This window comes from Coleofasciculus sp. H7-1, from assembly GCF_057473865.1.
Genome location: NZ_JBYCCT010000087.1, coordinates 29,316 through 50,618, shown reverse-complemented (window position 1 = coordinate 50,618; position 21,303 = coordinate 29,316). Strand labels below are relative to the sequence as shown.

Annotated in this window: 5 protein-coding genes; all 5 read right to left on the bottom strand. The window is 45.0% G+C overall.

Features of this window, described 5'->3' with window-relative positions; genetic code table 11:
• Positions 1 to 45 precede the first annotated feature (45 nt).
• A complete protein-coding gene (locus AC2VDX_RS25070; protein ID WP_378172669.1) occupies positions 46 to 5,784 on the bottom strand; it encodes a non-ribosomal peptide synthetase in 5,739 nt (1,912 codons plus the stop codon).
• Complete coding sequence (locus tag AC2VDX_RS25065) at positions 5,781 to 9,152, bottom strand: non-ribosomal peptide synthetase (RefSeq protein WP_378172666.1); 3,372 nt, start codon at positions 9,150 to 9,152, stop codon at positions 5,781 to 5,783. Before AC2VDX_RS25065 ends, AC2VDX_RS25070 begins: the two co-directional genes overlap by 4 nt.
• Positions 9,153 to 9,175: 23 nt before the next feature.
• A complete protein-coding gene (locus AC2VDX_RS25060; RefSeq protein WP_378172660.1) occupies positions 9,176 to 10,222 on the bottom strand; it encodes a TauD/TfdA family dioxygenase in 1,047 nt (348 codons plus the stop codon).
• Positions 10,223 to 10,379: 157 nt separating this feature from the next.
• Complete coding sequence (locus tag AC2VDX_RS25055) at positions 10,380 to 16,400, bottom strand: amino acid adenylation domain-containing protein (protein ID WP_378172658.1); 6,021 nt, start codon at positions 16,398 to 16,400, stop codon at positions 10,380 to 10,382.
• Complete coding sequence (locus AC2VDX_RS25050) at positions 16,390 to 21,264, bottom strand: amino acid adenylation domain-containing protein (RefSeq protein WP_378172655.1); 4,875 nt, start codon at positions 21,262 to 21,264, stop codon at positions 16,390 to 16,392. The genes AC2VDX_RS25055 and AC2VDX_RS25050 overlap by 11 nt, the downstream gene beginning before the upstream one ends.
• Between the last annotated feature and the right edge of the window lie 39 nt (positions 21,265 to 21,303).

Below are 21,303 nucleotides of genomic sequence, written 5' to 3'. Positions count from 1 at the left end.
AACGGACTTAAGCTATTAGACGGGGAATAAATTCCCCGGCGGGACTTAAGCTATTAGACGGGGAATAAATTCCCCGGCGGGACGGCAACGTTCTTCGTCAGCCATCATTTCTCCCATAGCTACCACAATCTTCCGCGAACCTACAAATGGGTTGCGACTATGTGCAGCTAACATATTGTCCAGCATTAATATGTCTCCTTCCTGCCAAGGAAAACTAACAGATGCCTGTCGATAAACTTCTTGAATTTCTGCGATTACAGAATCTTCAATAGTAGTGCCATCTCCGTAATAGACATTGCGGGGCAGATTTTCTTCTCCAAATACAGATAATAAAGAGGTGCGGACTGCTGGATCTAAGCAGGAGACATGATGCAAGAAAATTTGATTAAAAAATACCGTTTCTCCCGTTTTTGGATGCTTAGATATCGCCGGACGAATCTGGCGAGTTCTCAAACCATTGTCTTCTTTCCACTCAAACTCGATTACAGCTTTCCGGCAATAATCTTCCACCACACTTTTGTCTGTCGTTCTAAAAAATTCTTGCCAGCTAACATCTAATCCGTCTGTATAGTTGCGGACGTACATAATTTGCTTTTGGGCAAATCTTTCTTTAAGTTGATTGAGTAGTTGGTAGACTTTGCGGCAGTCGATAATCGGGGTTTCTCCGCCTTGCTGTGCAGCTTTGACGCAGAAAAACCAAATTTTTAAAGGCCAACGGTGTAAATGCGAACTCTCGTTATGAAACAAGATAGATCGATCCGCAGGATAAGGAGTAGAACCGTAAACTTGCCCGCTAACTCCTTCGCGGGGTAAGTCTCCATATTCCCCGAATAATTGGGGACAAATGGCTTGGGCAAATTGCTCAAAAATGGAAACTAAAGGTTCGTTAAAGCCTCGAAATAAAATTGCTCCATGTTGTAATAACTTGGTTTGGATTAATTCTTGGTTGTTTTTTGCCCAGTCAACGATATCAACCTCGTTTACAGCAGGTTTGAGAATTAAGGGGAATGTTTCTCCCGGTTGGAGAGATTCGGTTTTGACTAATTCGCCTTTAGGTAGAGTAACGGCTTTGGGTTTGATGTTTTTGAACTTGCTGAAGTTACTTTTTTCGCGTTTGACTTCTTGCATAGCTTTTTGTTTCTTTTCAGCTTCGGTGAGGATTTCTAAACGATTGAGGCGAGTATCCGGCTGCGCGACAATGCTGTTGAGGAGGGTTTCAAAATGAGCTGAGAGGTGAGCGATCGCATCCGCATCAAATAAATCGGCGTTGTACTTCCAACTGCCAACAATGCCATCCTCTGTTTCTGACACAAATAGCACTAAATCAAATTTCGCTGTCCCGCCCTCTACTTCAATTGGGGTTAAAGTTAAGCTTGAAAACTCTAAAGTGGGAACGGGCGTATTCTGCATCACGAACAACACTTGAAACAGGGGAGTGCGGCTCAAATTCCTTTCAGGACGCAGTTCCTCTACCAACTTCTCAAAGGGCAAGTCTTGATGGACATAAGCTTTTAAAGTTATGTCGCGCACTCGCTTGAGCAATTCGCGGAAACTGGGGTTGCCACGCATATCAGTGCGTAAGACCAAAATGTTGACAAAGAAACCAATCAACGATTCAGTTTCAACTAGAGTGCGATTGGCGACATCGGTGCCAACAATGATGTCATCCTGATTGGTGTAGCGGTGCAGCAGCGTCTGAAAGGCTGCCAGCAGGGTCATGAAGAGAGTTACATTCTCTTGGCGACTGAGTACATTTAGTGCCTCAGATAGCTTTGGAGATAGCTCAAAGGATTGAATGGCAGCTTGAAAAGTAGAAGCATCCGGTTGTTTGGTGGGTAGTTTCATCTGGGGCGGGTTGTGACCTAACTGCTGCTTCCAGTAAGCAAGCTTGGCTTCCAAAACTTCCCCTTGCAGCCATTGTCGTTGCCAAACTGCATAGTCTGCGTACTGTATGGGCAATTTAGTCAGTGGCGAGGGTTTCCCGGCACAAAAGGCTTCGTAGAATGTCGCCACTTCCCGGATCAGTACCCCCATTGACCAGCCATCAGCGATGATGTGATGCAGGGTCAGCAGTACCGCATTCTCTGCCTCATCCAGTTGTAATAAAGTGACGCGCAGCAACGGCAATTGAGTGAGGTCGAAAGGTCGTTGCGCTTCCTCGGTGGCAAGTCGCAGCATCTCCGCTTCTCGTTCGGATGGTGGCAACTTTCGCAGGTCTATTACTGGCAGTTTAAAAGTAGCAGATGGGATAATTACCTGCACGGGTTGCCCTTCCACAGTGGCAAAGGTTGTCCGCAAAGCTTCGTGACGCTGGATAATCTCCTGAAAGCTTTGCTTTAGCGCTACGACATTGAGCGCACCTACCAGGCGCACTGCTGCGGGAATGTTATAGGCATCGCCCGAATTTAATTGGTCGAGGAACCACAGTCGCTGTTGAGCAAAGGAGAGGGGTAATTCTCCATCCCGCGAAACTGGCACTAGGGGCGGAGTTTGAAGACTTTGTTGGGCGCGACAAGCTTCGATACGTTCTGCCAAACCAGCTACTGTAGGCGACTCAAACAGATAGCGCAGGGGGAGTTCAACTTGAAAGGCTTCGCGGAGGCGAGAAATTACCTGAGTTGCCAACAGCGAGTGTCCGCCTAAGTCAAAGAAGCGATCGCGCATACCGACTTGCTGAAGACCTAGAACTTGAGTCCAAATCCCTGCTACAACTTCCTCAATGGCGGTGCGGGGAGCAATATAGGCGCTATCTAACTCTGGTCTGGCGGTGTCGGGTTCTGGCAATGCGCGACGGTCAATTTTTCCGTTGGGTGTTAAAGGAATTGCCTCTAGCAGTACAAAGGCAGAAGGCACCATGTAATTAGGCAACTTTTGCTTGAGAAATGAGCGCAGTTGTAAGGGTGTTGTTGCAGCTTCCTCTTGCTTCGGTACGACATAAGCAAGCAAATTGCGATCGCTAGAATTATCTCTGGCAATAACTACAGCTTGCTGCACTGCTGGATGTTGGCTCAGTACCGCTTCAATTTCGCCCAACTCAATCCGGAAGCCGCGAATCTTAACTTGGTGGTCGATGCGTCCCAAATATTCCAATTCACCATTCGGCAGATATCTCGCTAAATCTCCAGTTTTGTATAATAATTCCGACTTTTCTGACTTCTCTAAAAACGGATTGGGAATGAACTTCTGTGCTGTCAGTTCAGGTCGATTTAGGTAGCCTCTAGATAAACCTTTCCCGCCGATATACAGTTCACCCGTAACACCCACAGGGACAGGCTGTAGATAGCGGTCTAAGATGTAAACTTGCGTGTTGGCAATCGGACGACCGATGGAAATAGTGTCGCTACTCTCAACCGGATAGATAGTAGACCAGATAGTGGTTTCGGTGGGACCGTACAAGTTCCACAAGCGATCGCCTCGCACGAGCAATTGAGCGGCGAGTTGTCGAGGTAAGGCTTCGCCACCACAAAGGATTTTCAAGTTTTTGCTACCCTGCCATCCTGCTGTCAAAAGCAGTCGCCAAGTGGCAGGCGTTGCTTGCATGATGGTCGCCCCAGAATGGGTCAATGTTGTTAACAACTGTGCGCCGTCAGAGGCGATTTCACGGGTGACTACGACAACGCGAGATCCTACAGTTATTGGGAGGAATATTTCCAGCGCGGCAATATCAAAAGATAAGGAGGTAACAGCTAAGAAAATATCTCGCTCCGTTACTTCTAATTTCTGGCGTAGAGAAATTAGAAAATTGACTACACAGGTGTGGGAAATTTGTACGCCTTTGGGTCGTCCGGTTGAGCCGGAAGTGTAGATAACATAGGCTAAATTGGAAGGATTTTGAACTGAATTTTGACTATAGATTTGTTGAGTTTCCCAATCGCTGTCCAAATATACAATCTTGGCATTATGCGACGGTAGGGTATTTAACAGCCGTTTTTGGGTTAATAACACCGAAACTTGTGCATCTTCTAACATGAAAGCAAGGCGATCCGGCGGATAGGCTGGATCTAGTGGAAGGTAGGCTCCACCTGCTTTGAGAATAGCCAGCAATCCCACTACCATTTCTAGAGAACGTTCTACACAAATCCCCACTAAAACTTCTGGCTTCACGCCGAGTTTTTGTAGATGATGCGCTAGTTGATTCGCCTTAGCATTGAGTTCGGCGTAGGTAAGTTGTTGGTTTTCAAAAACGATAGCGATCGCGTCTGGTGTTCGTCCCACTTGTTCTTCAAACAACTCATGCAGACACCGATCCGGCGAGTCGTTCGTGTGAGTATTGTTCCACTCCACTAACAACTGATGCCGTTCGGGTTGCGTCAAAAATGTCAATGTAGAGATGGAGCGATCGCTATTTGCAACAATACTTTCTAACAACGTTTGAAAATGTCCTGCCATCCGCTGGACAGTGCTGGCATCAAATAAGTCTTTGTTGTATTCAAATACGCCTGTAAAACCTTCTGTTTCCTGGGATAAGTTGAGTACCAAATCGAATCTTGCCGTTTGGCTTTCCATCTCTTCAAGAGTGAGAGAAACCCCCGGCAATTCTAAAGTTTCTGTGGGAACATTCCGCAGAGCGAACAACACTTGAAACAGCGGGTTACGACTCATGTCTCGATCTGGCTGCAACACTTCTACCAGCTTCTCGAAGGAAAGATCCTGGTGGCTGTATGCTCCCAGCGCCACCTCGCGCACCCGTCCTAACAACTCCTTAAAAGTAGGATTATTCGATAAGTCGGTACGCAAAACTAAAGTATTCGCAAAAAAACCAATTAGTCCTTCAAATTCAGCCCGGTTGCGGTTGGCAATTGGCGAACCAACTAAAATATCTTCCTGTCCAGTGTAACGGTAAAGCAAGGTTTTGAACGCCGCGAGCAAAACGATGAATAAAGTCGCTCCTTGCTGCTGACCTAATTTAGTAAGTGCCTCAGTCAGCGCCTTGGACAAGACAAATTTTTCTTCTGCGCCTTGGAAGGTTTGCACCGCAGGTCGCGGTCGGTCTGTCGGCAAGTCTAATACAGGAAGATTGCCCCCCAATTGCTTTTTCCAATAAGCAATCTGGGCTTCTAAAACTTCTCCTTGTAGCCACTGTCGCTGCCAAACTGCAAAGTCTGCATATTGGATATTTAATTCAGGAAGGGGTCTAGAGACGTTGCGGGGTGTAGAGACGCGATTAATCGCGTCTCTACAAGCGAAAGCTTTATAAAAGGTAGCTAACTCTTGAATAAATATCCCCATTGACCACCCATCAGAAACGATGTGGTGCATCGTGAATAACACCACAAACTCAAATTCGCTTAGATGCAGTAAGCTAACTCGCAGCAAAGGTGCCTGTGTGAGGTCAAAGGGTTTTTGCGCTTCTGAGGTGGCTAATTGCCGTACTGCTTGCTCTCGTTCGGTGTTGGAAAGTTTCCGCAAATCGACGAGTGGAAGCGTTAATTTCAAATCTGGGGTAATGACTTGAACGGGTTGCCCATTCACTGTCGTGAAGGCAGTTCGCAAGACTTCGTGACGCTCGATAATTGCGTTGAGACTTTGTTCGAGAGCGATCGCATCCAACGTTCCCTCAACCCGCACAGCCGCAGGGATGTTATAGCTGGTATTTCCTGGCTCTAGTTGGTCAAAAAACCACAACCGCTGTTGGGCAAATGACAAGGGAAACGAGTTAGATTCCCGGTTTTGGCGTGGGATTTGGGTTGGTGCGCTTGGCTCTTTTTTCTGATTAAGCCGTTTGAGCAGCAACTCGCGTTTTTCTGGAGAAAGTCCGGCGATGCGATCGCTTAAATTACTCATTTGCCTACTCCTTCTTTTGCCAAAACTTCTCGGACTTCTTCCTCCGATATTTCATCTAACTCTGCTAACATCTGAGCCATCATTTCCTCATCGGTTTGTTCAGCTAGTTTTTGAGCGATCGCTACTGCTAAATCCGCGACAGTGGGAGAGTCGAAAAACTGCCGCAAAGGCAACTCGACATTAAAGGCATCGCGCAATCGGGAAATCACCTGAGTTGCTAGCAGCGAATGCCCTCCTAGCTCGAAAAAGTTGTCGTAAATGCCTACTTGTTCAATCCCGATGGCTTCAGCCCAAATTCCAGCTAATACCTCCTCAACACTGCTGCGGGGAGCAACAAATGTTCCTGCTAACTCTGGTCGAATCTGCTCAGGTGCTGGCATTTTTTCCCGATCCACTTTCCCGTTAGCAGTTAAAGGCAGAGTCTTTAAAATTACAAAAGCTGAAGGCATCATGTATTCCGACAACTTCGCTTTTACAAAAGAACGTAAGTCACTCATTAGATTTAATTGAGTGGATTCTCCTCTACTCGCCTGCTGCTGACTCAAAACCGAATAAGCAACTAGACGCTTATCACCAGGCACATCCTCACGAACTACAACCACAGCCTGTTCTACGGCTGGATGCTGCTTTAGCACCGCCTCAATTTCCCCTAGTTCGATACGGAAGCCCCTGATTTTTACCTGATGGTCAATTCGTCCCAGAAACTCAATGTTTCCATCAGGCAAATAGCGAGCCAAATCTCCAGTTTTATAAAGTTTTGAGTTGTAGAGACGCCAATTTATCGCGTTTCGGAGTTTTGAGTTGGGTGGAATATCTTTTAACTCAATACTCAAATCTGAAAACTCATACCTCTCTATGAAGGGGTTGGAAATGAATTTTTTTGCTGTTAGTTCCGGCTGATTTAAATAACCTCGCGCTAAACTTTCTCCACCAATGTAAATTTCACCAGACACACCAATTGGCACAGGCTGAAGATGATTATCCAGTATATAAATCTGGGTATTTGCTAGCGGACGACCGAGCGGAACTGTCTTTGAAACATTAGCTACATTCCCGCCTTCCACCTGATAAGTAAGTACGCCGACAGTTGTTTCTGTTGGCCCGTAGTGATTGAGAATGCGACAGGATGGAGCCAAGTTCTGGATTTTCTCAATCAAACCCCAACTAGATGCTTCTCCACCCAAAATTAATCGCTGACGAGGCAAAATAAATTCTGGTTGAGAGGATGCCAGTAAAGCCGATAAATGAGAAGGAACTATTTTGAGGCAATCAACTGGATGTTGTTGAAAATATTGCGATAGCGCTTCAGCATCGGCGGCGCGATCTTGGGAGATGATATGGAGACATCCTCCCGTACACAAAGAGGGGAATAAGACTGTATTTCCCAAGTCGGCAGCAAAGGTAGAAACCATTGCAAAACTGGCACCATTTGGAAGATTCAATCTTTCCAAAATGCCATTGAGATAGTTGAGAATTTGTCGGTGTTCAATGGCGACACCTTTGGGTATTCCGGTAGAGCCGGAGGTGTAAATTATATAGGCAAGATTCTCTGCTGTTGCAACTGGCTCTAAGTTGCGATCGCTCTCTTGTTGCATTTCCGACTCGGAATCTAAGCAGAAAACGGTAGCTGTTGAGTCGGGAAGGTTTGGGGCTAACTGTTGTTGCGTTAACAGCACCTTTGCCTGAGTATCTTGCAGGATGAACGCTAGACGATCCGGTGGCAAGGTGGGGTCTAGGGGGACATAAACTCCCCCAGCTTTCAGCACTCCCAACAGTCCAACAACCATCTCTAGGGAGCGTTCTAGATAAAGACCAACTAAAACTTCTGGTGCGACACCCAGCTTTCGCAAGGAATGAGCGAGTTGGTTAGCGCATTGATTTAACTGTTTATAAGTCAGATGTTCGTCTTCATAAACGAGCGCGATCGCGTCCGGCGTTCGTTCAACTTGTTGCTCAAATCGTTGATGTATTCCCTGAATTTGAGGAAAATCAATCTTTGTATTGTTGAACTCAATCAAAAGTTGCTGGCGTTCTACCTCGCTGAGAATTTTTAACTCACTAATTGCAACATCTGGAGTTTCGAGGACACTATCAACTAAAGTGCTAAATTGTCCGGCTAAACGCTGAATATCCGCTTCATCAAATAAGTTTGCGTCGTAGTGGAACTCGACACTCAAAGAGTTCTCCCGCTCAACGCCAGCAAGCTTAATCTTGAAGCGGTCAATACAGGTATAGTGCCGCTCAATTGAAAAGGTAACACCAGCAGCAAAATACTTTTCAACCCATTGATTAAATTCAAAACAAACTGGGAAAAAGGATGAATCAGCCGCTGCGCTCAAATCCCAGCTAAAGTATTCTTGCCATTGGTAAACTTCTTGTTGTGCTTGATGAACTTTTTGCAATAAATCACCAAACGAAAGCTTTGCTTCTAAATGACTTTGAATCGGTAAATATTTGGCAAACAATCCCAGCGCTGATTCTAACTCCTCGTATTTCCGTCCATCGAAAGCTGTCCCAATTACCAAATCTGATTGTTTGGTGAGTCGCCAAAGCAAAATTGTCCAAGAAGTAAGAAGGAATGACGGCACAGAGGTTCCATACTTACTAACTAATGCTGTTATTTTGGCTACTCGCTCGGTATTAATTGTTTGGGTAATCAATTGCGGTTGAAAGTTTGCTGGTTTTGAAACTATTTTTTCCAGGGGTAGCTCGATATTTAACAGTGCAGAAAAGTCTTGCTTTTGCCAATAGTTTCGTCCCGCTTCCGTGTCTTCTCCTTCCAGCAATTCGTTCTGCCATTCCGAGATGTCGGCATACTGCATGATTTCATCGTCGAGTTCCGTACCCAGACAACAAGCAGCGTATGTACGACTAATTTGTTTTGCTAAATTCTGTAAAGTTGCAGTATCGGCACAAAGAGCAGGTAAATTAATCAGCAAAATATGCTTCTGCTCTGACAGAGTAATTAAGGTTAACTGTAATAAGGAATCTCGATCCAAATTACAGTTTTGATTACTTATTTTGTTAAAAAGCGCTTCAAGTTGTATTTTTTGTTTTTGGATATTACTATGACTAAAATCAATAGATTGCCAGTTAATCGTGCTTTTCTCTGAAATAACTTGTAGGGGAATTGTCATTACCGATAGGCAACGAAAATGGGTGCGAAGGATTTCATGTTGATTGACAATTTGTTGCAGAGATGTTTTAAACATCTCTACATTGATAACCCCTTCAATTAAAAGATAGCACCTAGCTTGATAATCTTGATTTAAATCAAGTTTTTGCAACCCCCAAAGGCGCTTTTGTTGGGGAGAAATTTGGAATCCTTGAATGGTTTCACTGGGCATTTTTAAAACTTTATTTTTCATTTTTAAACCTCGTCTAGGCTGGATTAAATATGGCTACTGCTAAAAGGTTCAGCCATGCCTACAACAACTTGGCGCGAACCGACGAAGGGTGTTCTTCCGTGAGCAGTTAACATATTGTCGAGCATCAAAATATCTCCTGCTTGCCAAGGAAACATCACAGTTTCTTGGCGATAAGCAGAGCGAATTTCCTCTAAAACTTCGGGTTCAATGGGGGAACCATCCCCGTAATAAGTGTTGTAGGGAAGCTCAATTTCCGAAAATGCTAACATTGCTTGACGAATTTTTGCTTCTAGAGTTGATACGTGAAAGAAAGCTGCATGATTAAACCAAACTGTTTCGCCCGTTTTCGGATGGTTAACTACCGCCGGACGAATTTGGCGAGTTCGCAGCTTGTCGCCTTCTTTCCACTCCATCTCAATGTCATTCTCATGGCAGTATGCTTCGACAACGGTTTTATCTGAAGTTTGAAACGCTTTTTGCCAGGGAAGTCCGAGTCCAGCGCCAAAGTTGCGAACGTACATCACTTCTTTTTGGAGAAAGCGATCGCGTATTTGCAAAGGAATGCGATCGCATACTTTCCGAATATCCGCAATTGGCGTTTCTCCACCTTGTTCCGCAGGTTTTACGCAGTGAAAGTAAACTTTTAAAGGCCATGTATTGGCGTAGGAAAGTTCGCTGTGAAGAAAGATATTTTGGTCGGCTGGATAGTCGGTGGAAGTATAAATATGGTCTTTCACCAGAGTGCGCGGTGACGAACCCTCTTGATACGGTAAAAATTTACCATCAGAAGTGGCTTTGACGAACTGCTCGAATACTTCAATGCCATTAATTTTGAAGTTGCGGAAGAGTATTCCCCCGGACTTGGGAAGTTGAGTTTCCATGAATAAACGATTATTTTGCGCCCAACTAATTAAGTCCAAGCCGTCTACCATTGGTTCGATAACGAGCGGTAGTTGGTTAGGTTGCAGGGGTGCTACTTTAATCAATTCACCTTCAGAGATAGTAATTGATTTTCTTTGGGCAGTCCCTACTTTTTTAAGGCTGAGTTTAGGAGATTTTGGGGTGTTCATTAGACCTCTTACAAAAGTGTGCTTTTTCCGTAATAACGCCAGGAATTTAAATTCCTGGCTCATAGCCAAAGTCGGTTGAAACCGACTAAATATTAGATGTGTTAGTCCGTTTTGACGGATTTCTGCTTAAGCTGTAGAAATTGATTTTCGGGCGTTTCTAGCCGTGCATTGCCTTGCGTTTAACTCGCTTTAACTTTTGCAGGCTAGTTTGTGCGAGTTCTTTTTCTTGGGCGATTTGCTGTTGTTGTTCTGCTTGCGCGATCGCGCAAGCAAGTTGTTCTAATCTAATGTCTGGTTGTGCCACGGCTTGTCGCAGAATCGCTTCTAAATGTCCGACGATTCGAGCAATGGTTGTGGCATCAAATAACTCGGCTTTGTACTCTAATGAGCCTTTTAAACCTGCGGTTGTCTCCGTTAAACCAAATCTTAAGTCGTATCGCGCAATACCGCTGTAAAAATTAACCGAACTAAGCGTTAATTTCGGCAGCTTTACGTCTGGAATTGGGGCATTTTCCAGTGCGAACCATACCTTAAATAAGGGAAATTCACTTTGTTTTCGGTTGGGTTGCAGCACCTCCACCAGCTTTTCAAAGGGCAAATCTTGGTGAGCATAAGCGCCTAAAGTGACTTCGCGCACCCGTGCTAGTAACTCTCGAAAGCTGGGATTTCCAGATAAATCAGTGCGGAGAACTAAAGTATTGACAAAGAATCCAATGAGTGTTTCTAGTTCAACGCGATCGCGATTGGCAATAGGCGAACCGATGAGTATATCTTCCTGTCCCGTGTGAGCGTAGAGCAAGGTTTTGAACGCCGCCAAAAGCGTCATAAATAAGGTTACTTTCTCCCGCTGACTGAAAGCTTGAATTGCATCGCTCAAATCCTTGGGGAAAGCAAAATAATGGATGGCACCTCGATTTGACTGAACAGCGGATCTAGAGCGATCGCTTAGTATTTCTAATGGTAAATTGCCGCCTAATTGTTGTTTCCAATAACTTAAATGCTTTTCCAGCACCTCTCCCTGGAGATATTGCCGCTGCCAAACCGCAAAATCAGCATATTGAATTGGTAATTCAGGTAGCAAAGAAATTTCCCCAGTCGTAAAAGCTTTGTAGAGTTCAGTCACTTCTTGCAGCAGCACCCCAATTGACCACAAATCGAAGATGATATGGTGCAAAACTAGAACTAAAATATGTTCTTCCTCACCGAGTTGCAGCAGTTGCATCCGAAACAGCGGTGCTTGAGTTAAATCGAAGGGTTTTAATGCTGCTTCAGCAATTAATTGTTGAATTTTCTCTTCTCGATCCGCCTCTGAAAATGCTTGCAAGTCGATAACAGGAAATGTCACTGTCATAGTAGGAGCAATTTCTTGAATCGGTTGCCCTTCCATCACGAAACTGGTGCGTAATATTTCGTGTCGCCGCACAATTTCGTTAAAACTTTGCTCTAGCGCCGCAACGTCTAATTGTCCTACCAGGCGAACTGGTGCCGGAATGTTATAGTCAGGCGAACCTGGTTCTAGCTGTTCGAGAAACCACAGTCGTTGTTGAGCAAAAGATAGCGGTAGTGGCTGATTGCGGGAAACCCGCGAAATGGAAATAGAATCTAAACTTTGTTTTGCTTGCTGAGTTGAGGAAATTACTTCAGCTAATTCCGCAACAGTGGGTGACTCAAATAAAGTCCGTAGCGGTAATTCGACTTGGAAAGTTTCTCGCAACCGGGAAGTTACTTGTGTAGCGAGTAGCGAGTGACCGCCTAATTCAAAGAAGTTATCAGAGCAACCTACCTGCTGTAGATTTAGAATTTGGGCATAGATATCGGCAACTGCTTGTTCAATTGGTGTACGTGGCGCAACAAATGTTTTTTCAAGATAAGGGTGTATTTGACTAAGGGTATTTAGCAACCGCCTATCGATTTTACCATTAGGAGTTAGCGGCAATTCTTCCAGCAGGATAAAGTTAGAAGGCACCATATATTCCGGCAGCTTCTCTTGCAAGTAATCACGCAGTTGAGGCACCAATTCACGAGTTAGTTTTCCTTGCAGCGGATTATTCGCATAATTTTTCCAAGGTTTTGCTTTGCCACTTGTTTCCAAAAAGCCTGGAACTTTGTCTGGAGATGCCAAGGTTTTCTGCACAAACACTATATCGTAATGTTCGCCCGAATAATTAAGGTGAATGCAGTAAGATAAGTCTTGACCTAGAGCCAGAATATCTTCAGGTTCAATCCCATATTCCGTATCGCTTTCTCGCAGGAATTTTCGCAAGTTTGCAACAGTTTCTCCTCCATCGGTTTCAGCTAGCAATTCTAAATTTTTCATCTCAGCTACGAGACGCGCATTAGGAATTTCCGTAATTCCTAAAATCTCTGGGTTGGTTTCTTCCAGTAACTGATGAATCTTGTCAAGAGTCAATTTTTTATTCTGCCAATTCAGCCAAGTAAAATCTTGTATACAATCGACTTTAGCACCGACTCGAAGAATCACATCGTAGCGAAACTTTGTCAATTCATTCTGGTATTTACCTCGTTTCGGTTGAATTTGGACGTGACTAATTTTGGAAAATTCCTGCTTCAGGGCTGTGAAAAATGCCGAGTCGATAATTAGTTCCTGTTCTTGTTGTAAGCGTTTTTGAATCCGCTGCCGTAATTCAGTTATGGAAAGGTTAGAAGGAGCTTGGTGCAGTTGTACAGAAGCATGAAAAGCTTCTAATAGTGGCAGGCTACGCACATCCCCCACAAAAATATAACCTCCTGGTTTTACAGCATTGATAGCACCTTCTAAGACGCGCAACAAGTAATCTGTGCTGGGGAAATACTGAATTACGGAGTTAATAATTACCGCGTCAAATGCACCCGCTTCTATTCCCTCAAAGTTATCCGCCATTCGTCTATCTAGCGCTACCTGGGGCAGGTTTTCCGTTGTTAATTGCTGCCGAACATAGTCAAGTGCAGATTGAGAGAAGTCGGTGCCCAAGTAATGGGAGCAATAAGGTGCAATCCCAAACAAAAGTAGACCCAATCCACAACCAATTTCAAGAACGCGGGAGGGTTTTAAGGCGAGAATTTGCTGAACGGTGTAGTCAACCCACATCCGCATTTCTTCGGCTGGAATTGGTAAGCCTGTATAACTACTATTCCAACCACTAATATTCAAAGTGTCTTCCTGAATATTGGAATTTTGGTGATAAGTCTTTTCAAAGACTGTTTCCCATTCCGATACCTGCTCAGAATACCATTGTGTTTTTGGCAATTTACCTGAATCTTGAGGAAGTTGTTTTGTTGTCAAATAAGCAACGAGGCGAGGCGTATTCAAATCTTCCTCTTGAGCCAAGACAACGGTTTGATCAACGACTGGATGCTGCGCTAATGTCGCCTCAATTTCCCCAAGTTCGATGCGGAATCCTCGGATTTTCACTTGATGGTCAATTCTACCTAAAAATTCTAGGTTTCCGTCAGGAAGATAACGAACTAAATCTCCAGTTTTGTAGAGGCGGAACCTCTCCCCCAACCCCTCCCCTGCTAGGGGAGGGGAGCAATTCTCATCGTTCCTTGCAAGGGAAAGATGTTGGGGGGTTAGGTTTTTATTAAATGGGTTAGCAATAAACTTCTGTGCTGTCAGTTCTGGACGATTGAGATAACCTCGCGCCAGTCCTGCACCACCAATATAGAGTTCGCCAGCAACGCCGATGGGGACAGGTTGTAGAGTGTTATCCAATACATAGACTTGTGTATTGGCAATCGGACGACCAATTGGTGGAGTTCCTTGGCTACCGCGTTCGATTAAGGCGTATGTTGAGTAGGTAGTATCTTCGGAAGGGCCGTAGAGATTAAATACTTGCTGGATGTGGTTAAGCTGATAGAGTTGCTGTACCAGATTATTTGGCAGGGGTTCGCCAGCGAGATTAACCGTGCGGACTGAAGCGGGGATGGCGTTATCTCGGAGTAAGGAAGCGATCGCACTTGGCACAGTATTAATTAATGTCACTCGCTCCGCTGCTGGTAAAATCGGCAAATACAAGGCGTTTTCAGCCAAGATAACCGTACCACCGCAGCTTAAGGGAACAAAAATTTCAAAAACTGACAAGTCGAAGCAGATAGAAGTAGAAGCCAAAACCCCAGCTAAATCCGCTGCTGTAAACACTGTTTTTGCCCAATCAATTAGAGCAACAGTATTGTAATGTGCGATCGCCACCCCTTTCGGTTTGCCAGTAGAACCAGAAGTATAAATGATGTAGGCGAGGTTATCTGCGCTTATTTGAGTGACAGGATTTTCTGGGTTTTCCTGAGCAATAATTTCCCAATCTGAGTCTAGAGATACAACCTTAGCATTGTGTTTCGGAAGACTCTCAATGAGTTGCTGTTGCGTCAACAATACCGATGCTTGCGTATCCTCTAACATGAACGCCAATCGTTCTTGGGGATACTTGGGATCTAGCGGCACATAAGCATCACCCGCTTTGAGAATACCCAAAAGTCCAATCACCATTTCCAAAGAGCGTTCCATACAAACGCCAACCAAAACTTCTGGTTTCACGCCGAGTTTTGGCAGGTAATGTGCTAGTTGGTTGGCTCGATTGTTGAGTTCGGCGTAGGTAAGTTGTTGGTTATCAAAAATTACCGCAACCGCATCCGGTGTTTGTTCTACCTGTTGTTCAAATAACTGGTGAATGCATTGCCTAATTGGGGATTGAGTCGGGTAGCTATACTCTTGGGTTAACCTCTCCCCCTCTCCTGCAATGAGAGGGGAGTCATGCTCCCTCTGCCCTCGCAGGGAAGGGGGTTGGGGGGTTAGGTTTGCCACACAATATTGAGTTTGGTTAAACTCCACCAACAACTGATAACGCTCTGCTGCGGTCAAAATTGGCAAGTCAGCAAGACGCTGATTAGGATTAGCCGCAATGCTTTCCAGCAATGTTTGGAAATGCCCTAGCATCCGAGTAATTGTAGCGGCATCAAAACGGCGATCGTCGTACAAAATTCTGAGCGACAACTCCGCTCCCGTTCCTGCCATGATCGTTAGGGGATAATTTGTCTTCTCAAAAACCTGCAAATTGTATATCTTTAGGTTCTGATTTTCTTCCCATTGTTCCGGTTCAACGGGATAGTTTTCTAAGGTGACGATGCTCTCAAAGAAAGATACGTTGGCAGGAATTTCACTCCAGCCCTGAATTTTGACGAGAGGACTGTACTCGTACTGACGCATCTCTGCTTGTTGAGCTTGGAAACTATTTAACCAGGGCAAAAGTTGGGCTTCGGGATTGACATATACCCGCATCGGCAAAGTGTTGACAAACATCCCGACAATGGATTCTACCCCTACTAAATCTGTCGGACGCCCAGAAGAAATTGCCCCAAAGACGACATCCTGTTCGCCGCTATAACGACTCAGAAGGATAGCCCAAGCACCTTGTACTAAGGTGTTAATCGTTAAGCGATGCTGTCGTGCTAAAGATTCCAGAGTAGCGCTGACAGCCTGCGATAGCTTAATTTGCAGCTCGTTCTCGTTCTTTTCTAGAGCCTGGTTGTGCAAAGTCCGATCTAGCCCTAGAGGAGTCGGCGCGGTAAAGCCTTGCAGTGTCTTTTTCCAGAATGCTTCCGCTTTCGACAAGTCTTGCTGTTGGAGCCAGGTAATGTACTCCCGGAAGGGGCGGGGGCGTTCTAGGTGTAAGTCTTGACCTTGGCAGAAGGCTTGATAAAAGGCGTAAACTTCTTTAAATACCAGGGGACCCGACCAGCCATCTAAAAGGATGTGGTGATGGCTCCAAACCACTTGATACGCATCATTTGCCAATTGGATCAAGGCGAGACGCATCAGGGGGGCTTGGGAAAGGTCGAAATCGCGATCGCGATCTGCCTGCAAAAACATTTCTAACCGTTCTGCTTGCAACTCCCGCGAAATTTGCCGCCAATCTTGTTCCTCCCAAATCAGTTCAGCTTGACGGTAAACCACTTGATAAGGCTTTTCCAAATCTTGCCAAAAGAAGGCAGTCCGCAAAATCGAATGTCTGTCGATTACGCTTTGCCAAGCTTGCTTGAACGCCAAGGCATTAAAATCTCCTTGCACCGTCCAGCTATACTGCTCGAAATACATTCCCGATTCTGGGGCATACAGCGTATGGAACAGCAACCCCTGCTGCATCGGTGAAAGTTCGTAGATGTCTTCCAGATTTTCAACTTTCATGGCGGCTGCCTTTTTTGGATTGACTAATTTGGGCTAGCAACTTATCGAAGTCGCTGGTACTAGCTTTGGCGGCGATAAAGTCTGAGGGAGTGTAGCCGCCTGCTTCTGGGGATTGACAGTGGGCAATAAGCGATCGCAATGCCTCTATGTAACCCTCAGCCAGTCTCTGCACCGTTGCAAGGCGATGTACCGCTTCGCTAAAACTCCATTCCAGGCGCAGTTGACCAACTGCAACTAATCCATTAATTTCTAATAGATACGCTCGACTTCCTCTTGGGCTATAAAGATTTCCAGTAGATTCGGAAGCTATTTTAAATAGCGAGGATGGCGGTAAACTTTGGTCGAATTGACCGAGATAGTTGAAAGTCACTTCGGCTTGAGGCAATGCTTTTAGTGCCAAGGCGACTTCTTCGCTGCTGAGGTAGCGCAACACACCATAGCCAAAGCCACGATTGGGAATCCGACGCAGTTGTTCTTTAACTGCTTTTAAAGCCTCTCCGGGTTGGCTATTTTTACCCACCAGCAACACGGGAAAAACTGAAGTAAACCAGCCTACAGTGCGCGATAAATCAAGTGATTCAGAGAACGTCTCTCGTCCATGTCCCTCTAGATCCACCAGAACCGAATCCATCCCCGTCCATTGCGAAAAAGCTTGTCCCAAAGCGGTTAGTAACACATCATTTATTTGGGTGTTATAAATTTTGGGAACTTCTTGTAATAAAGCTTGAGTTTCTTCTTGGCTCAAGCTGACGGATACGGTTTGAGCCGTAGCCATTGTATTGATTCCGTTAGCATCTACGGGTAAGCGAGAAATCGGTTTTTGCAATTCTGTCAGCCAGTAATTTAGTTCTAGCTTTAATGCGGCTGAATGTGCATATTCTTGGAGTTGTTCAGACCACTTTTTAAATGAAGTTGTTTTAGCTGGAAGCTGAATTAATTCACCTCGCCTGATTTGTTCGTAACTTGTCTGCAAATCTTCTAGTAATATTCGCCAAGAAACCCCGTCAACAACTAAGTGATGGATGACAATCAGCAAACGGTTCGGTTGATTCGCTCCAAGGTTAAATAAAGCAACCCGAATTAGCAACCCCTCGGATAAATTTAAGCTGGCTTGGAGTTCATTAGCAGTATTTTCAATCGCTCGTTTTTGTTCGGTTTCTGGCAGCTTAGAAAAATCAAATTTGATAACGTGTGAGCGTAGGTTGGGTTGAGCGACGAAACCCAACTCAGAAGGCTTGTTGGGTTTCGTTACCTCAACCCAACCTACTGTATCTACTTCATCAACGTCAGCGTAAAACTGTTGCCAACCGGATGCATCCTTGACAAAACGTAATCGAAGTGAATCGTGATGCTTCAGTAATGCCTGTACCGCCTTTTCTAACTTAGTGATATCCAGGTGTTGCCTAGTTTCTAACAAAACTGCCTGGTTCCAGTGGTGAGCATTGAGTAGATTTTGTTCAAAGAACCATTGCTGAATTGGTGTCAAAAGTACCGAGCCAGTTACGATACCTTGTTCGGCTTGAATTGTCGTCTGCGTTGTACCTGCTACTGTTGCTAACTCTGCGATTGTTTGATATTGAAAAATTTGTTTTGGACTTAGCTGAAGTCCAGCATCGCGCGCTTTAGATATTACCTGAAGACTCAGGATAGAATCTCCACCTAACTCGAAGAAGTTATCGTGAATGCCAATTTTCTCAACTCCCAAAACCTGCGACCAAACTCTCGCCAGAACTTCTTCCCTTGTGGTTTGAGGTGCGGTGTAAGCTGCTTCGACTTGGGAACGGGTTTGATCTGGAACAGGAAGCGTAGGACGGAGTCCTTGCCCTAGGCATCGCCTATCTAATTTACCATTAGGTGTTAGTGGTAAAGCCTCCAACAACACAAAAGCCGATGGCACCATATAATGCGGTAGTTTTTCCTTTAGAAAACTACGCAATTCTTTGATTAATCCTGAATCCTGTAGGGGTACGCTGCTGTGCGCCTCTTTAAATTCAAAATTGCTAATATTGCTCACTATATAAGCAATTAAGCGTTTATTTTCTGCCTTGTTTTCGCCAGCTAAAACTACCGTTTCACGCACAGCAGGGTGTTGACTTAACACTCCTTCAACCTCTCCCAATTCGATACGGTAGCCCCGAATTTTTACTTGATAGTCAATTCTGCCAAGATACTCAATATTGCCATCAGGTAGGAACCGCGCCAAATCTCCAGTTTTGTATATAAAACTTACGCCTTCTTCTCTTCCTTCTCTGCGCTCTCTGCGCCTCTGCGGTTCGTTACTAAAAGGGTTAGAAATAAACTTCTCTTGTGTCAACTCAGGACGGTTGAGATAACCCCGCGCCAAGCCAGCACCACCAACGTACAATTCGCCAGGAATTCCAATAGGTAACGGCTGTAGATGCGAGTCTAAAATGTAAAGCTGAGTGTTGGCAAAGGGACGCCCAATCGGTACTAACTGCTCACTAGATAAAGTAGCCGTTCCTTCAAAATAAGAACTATCAATCGTGGCTTCTGTCAAGCCAAACGAGTTAATCAGTCGCGTCTGACTTCCACAAAATTGGCGGAATTTTTCATACTCTCGCACATACCAACTATCAGAGCCACAAATTAGCAGCCTCATAAAATCGAGACGTTTTTTGTTGTCTTCCACATATTGAACTAAGCTCCTCAAAACAACTGGAACAAATTCGGCACAATTAACCTTTTCCTGGAGCATCAATTCATAAAGCTTTGGTGGTTCTAGCAATAATTCGCGGGGACACAGAACCAACTTTCCACCAGAACATAAGGCACGAACTAAGTCTCCTGTAAATACATCAAAGGAGAAATTCGCCATCTGAAGGTGACAACTTTGTGCAGCGCGAAGTTGATAAGTTTCTTCCCAAGCCAAATAGATATTAACCAGGCTGCTATGCTGAATCATCACTCCTTTAGCTTTGCCAGTAGAACCGGAGGTATAGATGATATATGCCAGGTTCTCGGCAGTTATTTTGGAGAGGGGATTATGGATGCTATTTTGTGAAATTGCTTCCCAATCTGCATCCAGACACACAACTTTTGCTTCGTGTTGAGGCAGACTATTTAAAAACCGATGTTGAGTTAGCAACACGGGTACTTGGGTATCTGATAACATGAAAGCCAAGCGCTCTGGAGGATAGGCAGGGTCTAGCGGTACATAAGCGCCACCCGCTTTGAGAATGCCCAAAATTCCGATAATCATCTCTAGGGAGCGTTCTACACAGATGCCTACCAAAACTTCTGGTTTTACCCCTAGTTTTTGCAAGTGATGCGCTAGTTGATTCGCCTTAGCATTGAGTTCTGCATAAGTTAGTTGCTGGTTCTCAAATACGACAGCAACAGCATCCGGTGTCTTCTCTACCTGCGCTTCAAATAACTGATGAATGCAGAGATTTGTAGGATAATTCGCTTGGGTGTCATTCCAGTCAACTAATAACTGATGCTGTTCGGTTTCTGTCAGTAATGGCAAATGTGATAGGGAGCGATCGCAATCAGCAACAATTCCTTCCAGCAGGGTTTGGAAATGCCCCACCATGCGAGTAATAGTGGTAGTGTCGAATAGGTCGGTATTGTATTCAAACGAGCCAATCAGTTCTTCTCCCCGTTCGACCATATCTAAGCTCAAATCGAACTGTGCGGTGCCGCTGTCCGCTTCTAAGGGAGTTAGGGTTAGTCCCGACACCAGCTGCATCGCTGGCATGGGAGCGTTGTTAAGCGCAAACCACACCTGAAATAGGGGATTTTGGCTCAAATCCCGCTCTGGTTGCAGTTCTTCTACTAGCTTTTCAAAGGGCAAATCTTGGTGATCATAAGCACCTAAAGCTATTTTCTGAACTCGATTTAGTAACTCTCGGAAAGTGGGATTGCCACTGAGATCTGTTCGCAGCACTAAGGTATTGACAAACAACCCGATTAATCCTTCTACTTCCGCTCGATTGCGATTAGCGATCGCAGTCCCCACAATCAGGTCATCTTGGTTTGTGTAACGGTGTGCTAGCGTCTGGAATGCCGCCAGCATTGTCATAAACAAAGTGACACCCGTTTGCTGACTTAGCGATTTGAGCGCTGCTGTTAAAGTCTTGGAGAGGGTGAAGAATTGTTTTCTACCTGTGTAAGACTGAATAGCAGGTCGAGGGCGATCGCTTGGCAGTTGCAGCACTGGCAGAGAACCACTCAACTGTTGTTTCCAGTAATTGAGCTGAGTTTCTAAAACTTTCCCCTGAAGCCAGTCGCGCTGCCAAACGGCAAAGTCTGCATATTGAATCGGAAGTTCCGGTAGCGGGGAGGAGTTGCTATTAGAAAAGGCTTCATAAAGTGCTGCCATTTCTCGCAGAAACACTCCCAAAGACCAACCATCCGAGATGATATGGTGCATGGTGAGTAGCAACACATGATCTGCTTCATTCAGTCGTAGCAGCGTCACTCGCCACAGAGGAACTTGCGTTAAATCAAAAGGTTGTTGAATCTCTGCATTTGCTCTTGCGGAAATCTCAGCTTCTCGCTCAGTTGTTGGTAGCGCTGTTAAATTTACAATCGGCAAGTTTAGAGTCAAGCTGGCTCGGATAACTTGCACTGGTTGACCATCTTCAACTGCAAATGTCGTCCGCAAAGCTTCATGACGTTGCACCATTTCATTGAGACTTTGTTCCAATGCGGCAACATTAAGTCTCCCTGTGAGGCGGACAGCGGCAGGAATGTTATAAAAAGGACTGCCTGGTTCAAATTGATCCAGAAACCACAATCTCGCTTGTGCAAAAGAAGTTGGAAGAACGAAAATATCGTCTTCTGAAGAATTCACAGCATTGTCAATATCTGTGGAATAGTCCCAGGAAGAATGCAGTGTCATCGTTTACTCTCCCTTTTTTAATTGATTGTGGAAACCGCG